This window comes from Glaciecola punicea (assembly GCF_001756615.1).
GTDB lineage: Bacteria > Pseudomonadota > Gammaproteobacteria > Enterobacterales > Alteromonadaceae > Glaciecola > Glaciecola punicea.
Genome location: NZ_LZXY01000008.1, coordinates 115,541 through 129,621, shown reverse-complemented (window position 1 = coordinate 129,621; position 14,081 = coordinate 115,541). Strand labels below are relative to the sequence as shown.

12 protein-coding genes are annotated in these 14,081 nt (G+C 44.5%); 2 read left to right on the top strand and 10 right to left on the bottom strand.

Annotated elements, in window-relative coordinates:
- Positions 1-6: 6 nt before the first annotated feature.
- The 10 genes from BAE46_RS10765 to lpxD form a co-directional block, all read right to left on the bottom strand.
- Positions 7-507: a phosphatidylglycerophosphatase A family protein gene (locus BAE46_RS10765; RefSeq protein WP_006002492.1), complete on the bottom strand. Its 501-nt coding sequence runs from the start codon at positions 505-507 to the stop codon at positions 7-9.
- A gap of 7 nt (positions 508-514) precedes the next feature.
- Positions 515-1,489, bottom strand: coding sequence for a thiamine-phosphate kinase (gene thiL, locus BAE46_RS10760; protein ID WP_070112781.1), 975 nt, complete (start codon positions 1,487-1,489; stop codon positions 515-517).
- A gap of 3 nt (positions 1,490-1,492) precedes the next feature.
- Complete coding sequence (gene nusB / locus BAE46_RS10755; RefSeq protein ID WP_006002494.1) at positions 1,493-1,915, bottom strand: transcription antitermination factor NusB; 423 nt, start codon at positions 1,913-1,915, stop codon at positions 1,493-1,495.
- On the bottom strand, positions 1,915-2,391 hold the full coding sequence (gene ribH, locus BAE46_RS10750) for a 6,7-dimethyl-8-ribityllumazine synthase (protein ID WP_006002495.1): 477 nt from the start codon (positions 2,389-2,391) through the stop codon (positions 1,915-1,917). Before ribH ends, nusB begins: the two co-directional genes overlap by 1 nt.
- A gap of 108 nt (positions 2,392-2,499) precedes the next feature.
- Entirely contained in the window at positions 2,500-3,600 is a 1,101-nt protein-coding gene (gene ribBA / locus BAE46_RS10745) for a bifunctional 3,4-dihydroxy-2-butanone-4-phosphate synthase/GTP cyclohydrolase II (RefSeq protein WP_070112779.1), read from the bottom strand.
- Positions 3,601-3,636: 36 nt separating this feature from the next.
- Positions 3,637-4,305: a riboflavin synthase gene (locus BAE46_RS10740; RefSeq protein ID WP_070112777.1), complete on the bottom strand. Its 669-nt coding sequence runs from the start codon at positions 4,303-4,305 to the stop codon at positions 3,637-3,639.
- A 20-nt stretch (positions 4,306-4,325) separates the two neighbouring features.
- Positions 4,326-5,489 (bottom strand): bifunctional diaminohydroxyphosphoribosylaminopyrimidine deaminase/5-amino-6-(5-phosphoribosylamino)uracil reductase RibD, encoded by a 1,164-nt coding sequence (gene ribD, locus BAE46_RS10735; protein WP_083256863.1) that lies wholly within the window; start codon positions 5,487-5,489, stop codon positions 4,326-4,328.
- 88 nt (positions 5,490-5,577) lie between these two features.
- Complete coding sequence (gene nrdR / locus BAE46_RS10730; protein ID WP_006002502.1) at positions 5,578-6,030, bottom strand: transcriptional regulator NrdR; 453 nt, start codon at positions 6,028-6,030, stop codon at positions 5,578-5,580.
- 169 nt (positions 6,031-6,199) lie between these two features.
- Positions 6,200-7,456 carry a serine hydroxymethyltransferase gene (glyA, locus tag BAE46_RS10725; RefSeq protein WP_070112772.1) on the bottom strand — a complete coding sequence of 419 codons (1,257 nt, stop codon included), beginning with the start codon at positions 7,454-7,456 and terminating at the stop codon, positions 6,200-6,202.
- Positions 7,457-7,643: 187 nt separating this feature from the next.
- Positions 7,644-8,675, bottom strand: coding sequence for a UDP-3-O-(3-hydroxymyristoyl)glucosamine N-acyltransferase (gene lpxD, locus BAE46_RS10720; protein ID WP_070112770.1), 1,032 nt, complete (start codon positions 8,673-8,675; stop codon positions 7,644-7,646).
- 112 nt (positions 8,676-8,787) lie between these two features.
- Between lpxD and ettA the strand changes: the two genes are divergently transcribed.
- Together ettA and BAE46_RS10710 are read left to right on the top strand one after the other, a co-directional pair.
- The gene (ettA, locus tag BAE46_RS10715) at positions 8,788-10,452 is read left to right on the top strand and encodes an energy-dependent translational throttle protein EttA (protein WP_006002508.1); all 1,665 of its coding nucleotides are present in this window, start codon (positions 8,788-8,790) and stop codon (positions 10,450-10,452) included.
- A gap of 1,003 nt (positions 10,453-11,455) precedes the next feature.
- Positions 11,456-13,993: a hybrid sensor histidine kinase/response regulator gene (locus BAE46_RS10710; RefSeq protein WP_425307105.1), complete on the top strand. Its 2,538-nt coding sequence runs from the start codon at positions 11,456-11,458 to the stop codon at positions 13,991-13,993.
- The last annotated feature ends 88 nt before the right edge of the window (positions 13,994-14,081 follow it).

The following is a 14,081-nucleotide window of genomic DNA, read 5'->3' as shown; positions in this document are numbered from 1 at the left end:
TGCTCGTTACAGCACCTTCTCAAAATACGCTAAGCCTATATAAATTAAATGCAGACATATCAGTGAAAAGAAACCAGCCACGATATCGTCAACCATAATACCCCAACCTCCATGCACGTTCTTATCTAAGAAACTGATAGGCCAAGGTTTTAAAATGTCAAATACCCGAAATAATAAAAATCCAATCAGCAGACTATGCCAACTGATAGGAATAGCAATAAACACGATCATCATGCCGACTATTTCATCCCATACAATTGCGCCATGATCGTGAACACCCATATCGTCACTTACTTTTTGGCATATATAAATACCACCAACAGCTGCTACTGTAGTTAATATCACATAGGGGATAAGCGCCAAGTAGCTCATTAATATAACAATGGGGATGGCAACTAAAGAGCCCATTGTACCAGGCATTAGCCCCACTAAACCTGAGCCAAAGCCGAAGCCCAAAAAATGTGCTGGATGATACAAGTTTACTTTAGCTCTTAAGGATTTTTCCATAGTGTACTCAAAAGTGGCTGTAACCAACGCGTTCACAATCATATAAAGTATAGGGTTTTTCGTTTAACTTCAAATCAAGTTTACCGATTGCGCCTGTCATTTGCCCGATACAAGTATGCATAATGGAATAGCTGTCTAAAGCTGTTTGCACAGTATTTCTATGTTCTTCGGGCACTGTGAACAAAAGTTCATAGTCATCGCCCGCCGATGCAGCGTAGCCAAAAGCCTGATGTAAATCCTTTACATAACTACGTAATGCATCTGAAATAGGCAGCCTGTCTACATGTAAAATTACGCCTGTTCCCGAAGCCTTAGCAATGTGCATAACATCTTGCAGTAAGCCGTCAGACACATCAATACAGGCGCTAGCTAGGCGTCTCAACACAGTGCCTGCTAATACGCGAGGGGTTGGACGTCTGTGCCGAGCTACTAGATAATCTCTAGCGCTCGCATCGTCACCGGTTAGCTTATTGCGCAGTATATCCAAGCCTGCGCCAGCATCTCCAAGAGTGCCGGTAACAAAAATCCAGTCACCATTTTTTGCGCCGTCACGCGTTAAGACACTGTCTTGAGGAACAAACCCTTGTGCGGTGATAGTAATAGACAAAGGCCCTTTTACGGTGTCACCACCGATAAGTTGGACCGAGAAATACTCGGTTAGCTCAGCCACCTTTTCACTGAACCCCTGTAGCCAAACTTCGTCGGCATCAGGCATCGTAAGTGATAAACTCAACCAACTTGGTTCTGCGCCCATTGCCGCTAAGTCACTTAAATTAACGGCAATAGCTTTATGCGCAATATCTTGGGGACTCGTATTGGCCAAGAAGTGAACACCTTTTAAAAGCGTGTCAGTGGTGGTGGCTAAGCTCTGATTTTGAGGGACCTGTGTAATGGCGGCGTCGTCGCCAATGCCTATTATGACGTCTTTGCGAACAAAACTAGATTCGGCAAAGTACTTGTTTATTAAGCTGAATTCGTTCAAACCTTAGCTTCTTTCATCTTTTCTGAGTGTTTTAACAGCTTTGTCGAGGGCGCCGTTTATGAACTTATGGCTCTCTTCAGCGCCAAACGTTTTCGCAAGCTCAATCGCTTCGTTAATGACCACCTTATAAGGAGTATCGAGGCGGTCTCTAAGCTCAACCGTTGCTAAGCGCATGATAGATTTTTCAATAGGATCGAGTTCTTCTGGCAAGCGTCCCAAATACGGCTTATACAGTTTATCTAGACTTTGCACATCTTGGGTAACACCGATAAGTATATCTTGCATGTAGGACAAGTCTACTTTGGTCATGTCATTGGTGGTGGCAATGCTAAGCTCTATTTGCTTAATGTCATTTCCACTCATTAACCACGCGTACAGTGCCTGTAGAGCAAGTATGCGGGCTTGTTTACGATGGGCTGGTTTCACTATAGCGCCTCGTCAATGGCCGCTAGTACATTCACCATTTCAAGCGCACTGTGTGCTGCTTCTACACCTTTATTTCCGGCTTTTGTGCCTGAACGTTCTATGGCTTGCTCAATTGTGTCTACCGTTAGCACACCAAAAGCAAGGGGGATAGTGGCGTCTAATGATACTTGAGCCAAGCCTTTGTTGCATTCGCCGGCCACAAATTCAAAGTGCGGTGTGCCGCCGCGAATGACTGCACCTAAGGCTATTATAGCGTGAAACTTACCCGACATGGCTGCTTTTTTAGCCACAATAGGCAGCTCATAAGCACCGGGGACACGAATAACCGTAATGTCGTCAGGGTTTACTTCGCCAATACGTTCTAGCGTGTCTAGCGCGCCGTCAAGCAGGCTTTCTACAACAAAACTATTGAAACGAGAGACTACTACGGCAAATTTTTTGCCTGTTGCGCGTGTGTTACCTTCAATTATTTTCATGTATTTTAAACTCCTGTAAAAACCGGCGAAAATTGTAGCATAAAGGACCAGCAATAAATCATTATTTATAACTGAATCTTAGTTACTTATGTTATTTTTACACTATGTTTAATCGTGGATGTATTCTATTACTTCTAGACCGAAGCCAGAAAGCGCTGTGTACTTAATTGGCTTGCTTAACAAGCGCATCTTTGTAATACCTAAACTTTGCAAAATCTGGCTACCAACGCCAACGGTACGAGAAGAGCCTTCCCATGTTTTGCCAACGTCAACTTGACCATTGTCTTGTGCTTCAAACAGTTTTACCTGTGAGACTAAATCTTCTTTTTTACCTAGCACCACAATTACGCCGCCGTCTTTAGCGATACGCTCCATTGCGCTGGTTAAGGGCATAGAACGATTAATGGCACGGGTTGAGCCTAACAAATCGCTCAGCGTGTTATGCAGATGCACTCTGACGATAGTTGGCTGATTTTCGATAATAGGCCCTTTTTGCAGTACGAAGTGAATCTGCTCATCGATGATATCTTTGTACGTTATTAAATCAAATTCACCGAAAGCAGTAGGCAACTTGCACGTTGCGACTTTCTCGATAGTCGTTTCGTTTAAGTTCCTGTACTCAATCAAGTCGGCAATAGTACCTACTTTAATATTGTGTTTTTTGGCAAATACTTCAAGTTCAGGGCGCCTTGCCATTGAGCCGTCAGCGTTTAGTATCTCTACAATTACGCCAGCCGGCTCAAGACCTGCTAAGCGCGGAAGATCTACACCTGCCTCGGTGTGGCCTGCTCTGTTTAACACGCCACCCTCTTTGGCGATAAGTGGAAAAATATGCCCGGGCTGAACAATATCTTCACTTACTGCTTCTTTGTTAACCGCGGCTAATATGGTTGCCGCTCTGTCAGCCGCCGATATGCCAGTGGTTACGCCTTTAGCGGCCTCAATAGAAACCGTAAAGTTAGTTGAAAACTGTGCGCCGTTGTTGTCAACCATTAAGGGCAGTTTCAAGCGCTTGCAGCGTTCTTGCGTCATAGGCAGGCATACTAAACCTCTGGCATGCGTTACCATAAAATTAATTGCCTCGGGCGTAACGTGCTCCGCAGCCATAATAAGATCGCCTTCGTTTTCGCGATCTTCGTCATCCATCAAAATGACCATTTTGCCTAGCCTAATATCTTCTATAATTTCCGCGGTGGTGTTTAGTGCCATAAATATCCCTTTATTGTGAAGGTGTATGTGTTTCTTCTACTTCAAATAGCCGTGTTCAGCCAAAAATGCCATACTTAAGTCACTGCCTGCATGTGTGTTGTCATCGGCCGCTTTGTCGCCCAGTAATAATCGCTCTAAGTAACGTGCAATTACATCAACTTCTAAATTGACATGAGTACCGACTTTATACTGTCCAATAACCGTTTCTTTCAGCGTATGTGGGATTAACCACAGCATAAACGAAGCGCCTTTTACTTCATTTACCGTTAAACTAACCCCATCTACCGTAATGGAGCCTTTGCGGGCAATATACTTGGCCAGTTCAGCAGGTGCTTTAACCCATACTTCAATATAGTTGCTGTGTTCATTGATGGCCTCTACTTTACCCACACCGTCTACGTGACCACTAACAATATGTCCACCAAAGCGACTGTTGGTCAGCATCGCTTTTTCAAGGTTTACCTTATGGCCCACACTATAGTGCGCAAAACCTGTTAGTTTGATGGTTTCTGCAGATACATCAGCGGCATAAAAATCGGAGCCTTTATCTACCACCGTCAGGCATACGCCACTGGTGGCAATACTGTCGCCTAAATGGACATCGCCCATGTCCATTTTACCCGTTTTTACGACTAAGCGAAAATTGTCGCCCAAATCAGTTAAGGTACTTATGCTACCAATCGCTTCTATTATTCCCGTAAACATATTACGTAAACCCTGCTGTGTTAGTGTGAAAATTCAATGATAGTTTTAGTGTCAGGCCCAAGTAGGCTTAACGAGGTGACCTTACCTACCATCGCTTGTTGCAAGCTGTTTTTGCTCGTTGCTCGGGTCAAACCCCTTGCCGCACTGCCCAATATTTTGGGCGCTTGATATAAAATTAACTCATCTACAAGCTCTAAATCAAACAGCGCGCCGGTAAGTTTCTCACCGGCTTCAACCCATAAATGGTTTATACCCATTGTGTGCAAGTCTGATAAAACGGCGTGCAAATCGACAAAGTGCCGCCCTTTTTTTTCAATAATCGGCACTTGCTTTTGCCAGCAAGCGCCACCCTCTTTGTAGTTCAACGCTTCATTTTTAACTGCATTATAAACTAAGGTCGCGTGGCCATCGTTACAAATTTTGTACTTAATCGCGCTTAATCGATTAGCTGAGTCAATTATAACACGCAAAGGCTGCTGTTCACGCCATAGAAACTGCTCAGATATATCAGCAGGTAATTCAGCGATGCGCACGTTTAACTGAGGGTCATCATGTATTACGGTGTCAGCCCCGGTGAGTATTGCACACGCTGAGGCTCGATGTTTTTGGACATCGGCGCGCGCCAAAGGTCCGGTTATCCATTTGCTTTCGCCGCTGGCCAATGCTGTCTTGCCGTCTAGGCTAGCGGCTAACTTTACGCTAATGAAAGGACGTTTATGTTGAAGGGAAAAGAAAAATGTTTTATTGAGTGCCAATGCACTTTCTTGCATCAAGCCAATCGATACTTCTATGCCAGCTTGGGTTAGCATAGCAATGCCTTTACCACGAACCTGAAAATTAGGGTCAATACAGGCAATGAATACTTTTTTAATTTTCGCATCTATGAGCGCTTGAGCACAAGGCGGGGTGCTGCCGTAGTGAGCACATGGCTCCAAAGTAACATAGGCAGTAGCGCCTACGGCATTAGCTTTGGCTTGCTGAAGCGCTTGTACTTCAGCATGACCTTGACCTGCTTTCTTATGAAAACCTTCACCCACAACTTGGTTTTGCGCGTTAGTTATTATGCAGCCTACATGGGGATTAGGAGTCGTTGAAAAGACGCCTCGACGCGCAAGTTGTAATGCTTTACCCATCATTTTTGCATCAAAAACAGAAAACACGCTATTGGCTTGAATGTCTGACATAAATACTCTTTAATAATACTTTAGCCGCAGTTGATGGGCTGGACTTGCCCCTACATTTCAGGCATTAAGGCGACATTTGAAGAATATATTACTCATCCGATAAGCGTGCAATTTCTTCACTAAACTCTTTCACGTCTTCGAATGAGCGATAAACTGAGGCGAATCTTACGTAAGCAATCTTATCAAGATTACGTAAAGCCTGCATAATGAGTTCACCTATCAATTCGCTTTTTATTTCGCGCTCACCCGTTGCACGTAATTCCGATTTAATTTTATTCATCGTTTGCTCGATAGCCTCGGTACTCACAGGGCGTTTTTCCAGTGCTCGCATTAATCCAGCTGACAGCTTATCTTCGTTAAAGGGTTCTCGAGTTTGATCGCGTTTTATTACCTTTGGCATGACCAGTTCAGCAAATTCAAAAGTAGTAAAGCGCTCAGCGCATTCGATGCATTGACGTCTGCGTCTTATTTGCTCACCACCTGATACTAAGCGAGAATCGATCACTTTGGTTTCTTGCGCGCGGCAAAAAGGGCAAAACATATAGACAACTCCTATAAAATTGGCATGCTATTAATACCGGCTGTGAATATCGTGTGTATATAAAAAAAGCCAGAATTATCTAGCTCCTTTTTGCATCATCGAGCTCTCAAACACAGCGCTCGTGTCTTTGTGCAAGATTAACTGCCTTTTGTACTGCAGTTGTTTAGCCTTAGCCATACACAGGGAAGCGTTCACAAAGCGCTACCACTTCGCCACGTACACGGTCAATTACACTTTCGTCATCAATATTATCTAAGACATCACACATCAAGTTGGCTACCTGTTCGGCTTCGGTCTCCTTAAAGCCTCTGCGGGTTATAGCCGGCGTGCCAATACGTAAACCACTGGTCACGAAGGGTGAGCGCGGATCGTTTGGCACCGAGTTTTTATTCACCGTAATGTTGGCATGGCCCAAAGCCGCGTCGGCCGCTTTACCGGTAATGTCTTTATCTATTAAATCGAGTAAAAACAAGTGATTTTCAGTGCCGTTTGACACTACTTTGTAGCCTCTGTCCATTAGTACCGCGCACATTTTTTTCGCATTTTTAAGCACTTGCTGCTGATACGTTTTGAATTCTGGCTCTAAGGCTTCTTTAAACGCTACCGCTTTTGCGGCAATCACATGGCACAAGGGGCCACCTTGATTGCCAGGAAATACTGCACTGTTGAATTTTTTATAGAGCGCTTCATCACCACACGCTGATACAATTAAACCGCCGCGTGGACCCGCAAGCGTTTTATGCGTTGTGGTGGTAACCACATGGGCGTAAGGAAGAGGACTTGGATAAACACCCGCCGCGACTAAACCCGCAACGTGAGCCATATCGACCAGTAAATACGCGCCTACCTTATCCGCAATTTCTCTAAAACGTGCCCAGTCAACGATGCCTGAGTAGGCCGAGAAGCCACCTATAATTAGTTTTGGTTTATGCTCTATTGCTAAGGCTTCAACCTTATCATAGTCAATCACACCAGTATCGGGGTGTAAACCATACTGCACTGCGTTGTAGGTTTTGCCCGAAAAGTTTACGTGTGATCCGTGAGTCAAGTGTCCGCCGTCGGCCAAGCTCATGCCTAGTACCGTATCGTTTGCTTCTATTAAAGCCATGAACACCGCAGTATTTGCTTGCGAGCCTGAGTGAGGCTGAACGTTGGCATAGTCAGCACCAAATAATTCTTTCGCGCGATCTATGGCCAATTGCTCTGCTACATCAACATGTTCACAGCCGCCGTAATAGCGCTTACCAGGATAGCCTTCCGCATATTTATTGGTTAACTGCGAACCTTGGGCTTCTAGTACTCTTGGACTACAATAGTTTTCAGATGCAATCAATTCGATATGATGTTCTTGACGACGTTTCTCAGCTTCCATTGCGTCCGACAATTCGGGATCATAGTCGGCTATATTCATACTGCGTGATAACATGGGGGCTCCTGGTTCTTGTAAAAGCGCGTAAAGCAAAGTTGTTGTCTATACTTTTGCTTAACACTAGATAAATTGCAAAAGAAGAATTTGAAAGACCTATATTGTAGCGTTTTTAATAGCTTTGTATAGGGTATAAAAAGAAAATCTGATGACGCTTGTGTAAAGCATATTGCGCCTTTATAGATGGCTATTTTGAAGGGCTATTTTTTGCAGCTTGCTCAAGCGCTTTCACTCTGTCGACTAACTTACCTATTTGTCTGAGCTGAACAGTATTTTTTTGCCACAGTCTATTGGGCGCAACAGGCATACCAGATGAATACACACCCGCCTCTTTAATGCTTTTGGTTACCATACTTTGGCCGGTAATTTGGACCTCGTCGGCAATGCGAATGTGCCCATTAATAGCACATTGTCCCGCAACCACCACATATTTGCCCAAAACAGCGCTACCCGCAATACCTGTTGCACCGCAAATACAGGAGTGATCGCCAATTTCAACGTTGTGGGCAATGTGCACTAAGTTGTCTATGATGCAGTTTTTACCAATAATAGTATTGCCAATGGCACCTCTGTCTATGGCGCAGTTTGCGCCTATCTCAGTGCCTTCGCCAATGACAACCGTGCCGGTTTGCGGAATTTTGGTCCAGGTGCCTTTTTCGTTTGCATAGCCAAAGCCGTCACAGCCAATAACGGTGCCGCTATGAATGGAGACATTTTGACCCAGCTCTACCCTATGATAAATGGTCACATTGGCGCGTAAATTAACACCGGCACCTAAAATAGCTAGCTCGCCTATAAAACAGTTTGCGCCTATTACCACATTGTCACTGACAATAGCGTGTGCACTGACCACAGCGCCTGCAGCTACGCTTACGTTGTCGCCTAGTTTGGCGCTTGGGTGCACCACTGCACTAGGCGCAATGCCTCTTTCTTGTACCGGGGTGCTGTCTAATAACTGCGCGGCTTTTGCAAAGCCGACGTAAGGGTCACTCATAATAATTGCATTACCCGTGTAATTAACCGCATCATGAACACGCAATATAACGCCGCCGGCTTTGGTTGTGGCTAAATCTTTGGCAAACTTAGCGTTAGACAAAAATGACAATTGATGCGGCTGCGCTTTACCTAAATCACCCATCTGCGTAATCACCACGCTAGCATCGCCTTTCGTTTCGCCGCCAATTGCTTGCGCGATTTGTGCTAAGGTTTTGCCTGTCATATGTTTTCCTATTCGATGAATTGTTATTATGTAGACTTTACTCTTACGTAAGCGCGGAATCTAGACTACACTATTCTATGTTTAATTTTATTTATACGGGAACCCAACACACATGGCTCAATACGTTTATAGTATGCATAGAGTAGGCAAAGTTGTCCCGCCTAATCGTCATATTCTCAAAAATATCAGTTTAAGTTTTTTTCCTGGCGCAAAAATTGGTGTACTGGGTCTTAATGGTTCAGGTAAGTCTACCTTGCTGCGTATTATGGCGGGCCTTGACACCGACATAGAAGGTGAAGCCAGACCGCAGCTGGGTTTAAAAATTGGCTATTTACCGCAGGAGCCCAAGCTTGATGAAAGCAAAGACGTGCGCGGTAATATTGAACTTGCCGTGGCCGATGTTATGAACGCTTTAAAACGCATTGACCAAGTATATGCCGCCTACGCTGAGCCCGACGCCGACTTTGACGCACTAGCCAAAGAACAAGGCGAACTTGAAGCCATTATTCAAGCAAAAGACGGTCACAACATAGAGAACGCTCTAGAGCGCGCTGCCAATGCCCTTCGTTTACCGCCGTGGGACGCCGATGTCAAAACCTTGTCGGGCGGTGAACAACGCCGCGTAGCACTGTGCAAACTGTTGCTTGAAAAACCTGAAATGCTACTGCTCGACGAACCCACCAACCACTTAGATGCAGAATCAGTTGCATGGCTTGAACGCTTCTTACATGACTACGAAGGCACCGTAGTGGCCATTACCCATGACCGTTATTTCTTAGATAACGTAGCGGGCTGGATTTTAGAGCTTGACCGCGGTGAAGGTATTCCATGGGAAGGCAACTATTCGTCTTGGTTAGAGCAAAAAGACGCCCGTTTAGCCCAAGAAGATCGCACTGAAAATGCTCGCCAACGCTCTATAAAGCAAGAACTAGAGTGGGTGCGTACAAACCCTAAAGGTCGTCATGCTAAAAGTAAATCACGCATGGCTCGCTTTGAAGAACTCAGCACAGCCGATTATCAAAAGCGTAATGAAACCAATGAGCTATTCATACCGCCGGGTGAGCGCTTAGGTGACAAAGTCATAGAAATTAAAGGGCTGCGTAAGGCCTATGGTGACAGGCAGTTAATAGACGACATGACGTTCACGGTGCCCAAAGGCGCTATTGTCGGCATTATTGGACCAAACGGCGCCGGTAAATCGACCTTATTTAAAATGATTACGGGGAAAGAGAAGCCCGACTCAGGCACCATCGACATAGGCGATTCCGTGGATATTGCCAGCGTCGATCAGTTCAGAGATCACATGGATGAATCTAAAACCGTGTATCAGGAAATATCTGACGGCATGGACATCGTTAAAATTGGCCGCTTCGAATTAAACAGCCGCGCTTACTGCAGCCGCTTTAACTTTAAGGGCACCGACCAGTCCAAATTCATAAAAGATTTGTCGGGTGGTGAACGAAATCGGGTGCATTTGGCAAAGTTATTAAAAGCCGGCGGCAACACGCTTTTACTCGATGAGCCCACCAACGATCTTGATGTAGAGACCCTGCGTGCACTAGAAAATGCGATTTTAGAGTTTCCTGGTTGTGCATTGGTGATTTCGCACGACCGATGGTTTTTAGATCGCATAGCCACTCACATCCTCGATTATCGCGACGAAGGCAAAGTTAATTTTTATGAAGGTAACTACAACGACTACGAAGCTTGGTTAAAACAAACCTATGGCCAAGAAGCGGTTGAGCCTCATCGCCTGAAGTACAAGAAAATAGGCTAATGCCTGCTTAGGGCGAACATAAACAGAGCACGCTTTTATGTTTTCAATTTGGACACTAATATGCGTTACCCTTGGCTATATGCTGCTATTAGTGGCAATAGCCACTGTAGGCAATAAAGCCAAAAAACTGCCTAAATCTGTTTATTCCCTCGCCCTTGGTATTCACTGCACGTCGTGGGCTTTTTTTGGCACCACAACCCAAGCAGCGCAGTTCGGTTGGCCCTTGGTGCCGACTTATTTAGGCGTTATCATTGTTATGCTGTTTGGCTACCGGCTGTTAATACGCGTAAATACCATTTGTAAACAATACAATATTTCATCTATTGCTGAATTTATCAGCGTACGCTACAACCATTCAAACAGCATTGCGGTGCTTATTACCAGCATTTGCTTTTTGGGCGTTATTCCTTATATTGCGCTGCAGCTTGACGCGATCACGCTGGCGCTTAACCTTCTTATTGTTGATGTTAATGACTGGTCAAACTCTATCAGCTTTTACGTAACCTTGGGCATGGCTGTATTTGCCATTTGGTTTGGTGCACGCAACATGAGTTTAACCGATCACAACCCTGGGTTAATGCTTACCATAGCCGCTCAGTCTGTGGTCAAAATTGTCGCCTTATTAGCGGTAGGTCTATTTGTTGTTTACGGTATTTTTGATGGACTTGTTGACCTAGCTCAGCGCAGCCTAGCGTATGAACCTACCCTTGAGCTGATGACAAAACCTTTCGCTGTGTGGATTTACACCAGCCACGTGCTGCTGGGCGTTTGCTCTATGTTTTGCCTGCCGCGGCAGTTTCACATCAACTTTGTGGAAAATCGACACAATGATGAAATACGACAGGCCCGCTGGCTTTTCCCCGCCTACTTAATCGGCATGTCTATTTTTATTTTGCCTATTGCGCTGGGCGGCATGATTGTTTTTGGCGATGCACAAAGTCCTTTATTAATCACTCAAAGCACCGCGCCTGTGAATGTCACCACCGACAGCTACGTACTGGCAATGCCAATTGCGGCGCAGAATATGCCTATTGCTCTGATTGCTTTTATTGGCGGTTTAGCCGCTTCTAGCTCTATGGTAATCGTCGCTACGCTCGCATTGGGCAATATGGTCACAAATAGTCTTATTACGCCCTTATTGTTTTGGCTAAACGCCAGTAAAGTAAAGCGAGCCATTGTTGAATCTGCGCCGCAAAATAATCTGGTTAATAATAGCTTGAAGTTATCGGGCCGGCAGATTTTACGGATCCGTCAATTGACTATTTTGGTGATGCTGTGTATTGCCTATATTTACCATTTACACATAAGCCAAGAGGCGCCTCTGGCGCAAACCGGCACTATTGCGCTGTCGTTGCTATCACAAACCTTTCCAGCTATTTTGCTGGGCATTTACTGGCGACGCGCTAATAAGTATGGCGCCTTTGTCGGTATTGTCGCCGGTGTGCTTACTATTATTATTGGCATGCTTGTGCCAGCCCTTGCACCACAGCTTGATGCGCAAACATACCTGCAGGTAAGCCCGGTAACGCTAGATTTAGTGGAAAGCGAAAATATCGCCTTTGTTTTATTTCTATCATTTGCGATTAATTTACTGTTGCTGGCTATTGTGTCGATACTCACCGACAATAAGGTGAGCAATCCCTATGCATCATCCGCATTAAGTAACTTACACAGCGATATAAAATTTAGCGACTTACTAACCTTAACGGATCAAATACTGCCGCATGCAGCCGCGCAGACCTTTCGCGATCAGGTTGTTTTCGTAGGTATTAAACAAGATGATATCGCGCCTAGTAATGTGCTAAACAAAGCAGAAAATCTGCTAGCATCACATATGGGTAAAGCTTCTACACGTATTCTGTTGAGCGCTATTGCAAATGCTGAGCCTATTTCTAAGCAAAAGCTAACCGAACTGGTGAATGAGGCTGGTAAAGACTTCCAGTTTAACTTTGAAGTACTGCAAGCCTCTATTACGCATTTACCGCTTGGCGTAAGTGTGGTTGACACTAACCTAAAGCTAGTGGCGTGGAATGCTATTTATGAAGATATTTTTGACTATCCAAAAGGTTATTTACAGGTAGGTAGACCCATTCTTGATATTCTAAAGTTTAATGCCAACAGAGGTCTTTTAGGACGCCAGCAAGCATCTGATGATATTCACCATAAAATAAACAAACGCATGCAAAGTATGTTAATCGGAAAATCTTACAAGACAGTGCGACCACAAATTCACAACAAAGTGGTAGAAATAACGGGTAATGCCCTGCCCGCCGGTGGCTACATTACCTGCTACGCCGATATTACTGAGTATATCCATATTCAAAATGAACTTGAGGCCGCTAAAATTCATCTTGAAAAACGGGTTGAGCAGCGCACCTATGAACTGCGCTTAGCTAAAAATGATGCCGAACAAGCCAACATTAGCAAAACAAAGTTTTTAGCCGCAACTAGCCATGATCTGATGCAGCCATTAAACGCCGCAGGTATTTTTGCGTCAATGCTGCGTGAAAAACTCAGCCGTAATAAAAACACAAGCCTAGTGCTCAGTAACGAGGCTGAATTAGCTGATAATTTAGTCAATAGCTTAGACAACGCCGAGTCCTTGCTCGCTATGCTAGTAGATATCACCAAGTTAGAAAATAACTTAATTAAACCCAACCTTACAAGCTTTGCACTTGATCAATTACTGTCATCACTGGTGATTGAGTTTTCGGTGCTTGCGGCACAAAAGAACCTTAAACTGCGCTACATTCGCACCAGTGTATGGCTTGAAACTGACCGCCGCTTAACCTCGCGAATAATCCAAAACTTATTGTCTAACGCAATAAAATATACCGCCAGTGGAAAAGTAATTATTGGCGTAAGGCGAAGAAAAAACGCCATGTGTGAACTGGTCGTGGCCGATACGGGCAGTGGTATTGCCAAAGAAGACCAGCAGGCAATTTTTAATGAGTTTCAGCGTATTGACACCCACAGTCCCCATCAAGGTTTAGGCTTAGGCCTTACCATTGTAGATAAAATAAGTCAGCTTTTAGGCTTTCGCGTTGACCTACATTCGACTGTTGGCCAAGGATCGGTATTTAGCATTGGGCTACCCCAGAGTAATAAAAGAGTAATGGTATCGCCTTCGCGATCCCTTGAACTATTTGACGACAAACCTCCTATTCTAGGGAGTAAACGCATTTTAGTGCTTGAAAATGACAGCGCCGTGGCCACCGCGCTAGTTACCTTACTGCAAACATGGGGTGGGATCGTAAAAAGTGCGACTAGCAAGCAAGGCGCCCTTAAGCTAATAGATAAAAGCAACTTTGTGCCTAACCTCATAATAGCCGATTACCATTTGAATGACGGTGATAACGGGATTGATGTCGCTTTGTCTATTCAAGATAATTTAAATGTACGCGTCAATACTATTGTTAGTAGCGCAGACAGAAGTGAATCCTTACAGGCTATGGCCTACGAAAACAACATGCAATACTTACCTAAACCTATCAAGCAAGCCGCTTTGAAGCGTTTATTGCAAAGAATTGCAAATCAGTAATTATAAATCGACAATAAATTTTAGTACTTTAAGGCACTATTTTGCGATTACTTTGAGCTATTGCTATTTTGTTGCGCTGTCCAATTAC

Bases quoted from the DNA above. Each gene is read 5' to 3' on its own strand.
- BAE46_RS10765 (WP_006002492.1), bottom strand. From the start codon at position 507: ATGGAAAAATCCTTAAGAGCTAAAGTAAACTTGTATCATCCAGCACAT.
- ribH (WP_006002495.1), bottom strand. From the start codon at position 2,391: ATGAAAATAATTGAAGGTAACACACGCGCAACAGGCAAAAAATTTGCC.
- ribBA (WP_070112779.1), bottom strand. From the start codon at position 3,600: ATGGCACTAAACACCACCGCGGAAATTATAGAAGATATTAGGCTAGGC.
- BAE46_RS10740 (WP_070112777.1), bottom strand. From the start codon at position 4,305: ATGTTTACGGGAATAATAGAAGCGATTGGTAGCATAAGTACCTTAACT.
- ribD (WP_083256863.1), bottom strand. From the start codon at position 5,489: ATGTCAGACATTCAAGCCAATAGCGTGTTTTCTGTTTTTGATGCAAAA.
- nrdR (WP_006002502.1), bottom strand. From the start codon at position 6,030: ATGTTTTGCCCTTTTTGCCGCGCGCAAGAAACCAAAGTGATCGATTCT.
- glyA (WP_070112772.1), bottom strand. From the start codon at position 7,456: ATGTTATCACGCAGTATGAATATAGCCGACTATGATCCCGAATTGTCG.
- lpxD (WP_070112770.1), bottom strand. From the start codon at position 8,675: ATGACAGGCAAAACCTTAGCACAAATCGCGCAAGCAATTGGCGGCGAA.
- ettA (WP_006002508.1), top strand. From the start codon at position 8,788: ATGGCTCAATACGTTTATAGTATGCATAGAGTAGGCAAAGTTGTCCCG.
- BAE46_RS10710 (WP_425307105.1), top strand. From the start codon at position 11,456: ATGCCAATTGCGGCGCAGAATATGCCTATTGCTCTGATTGCTTTTATT.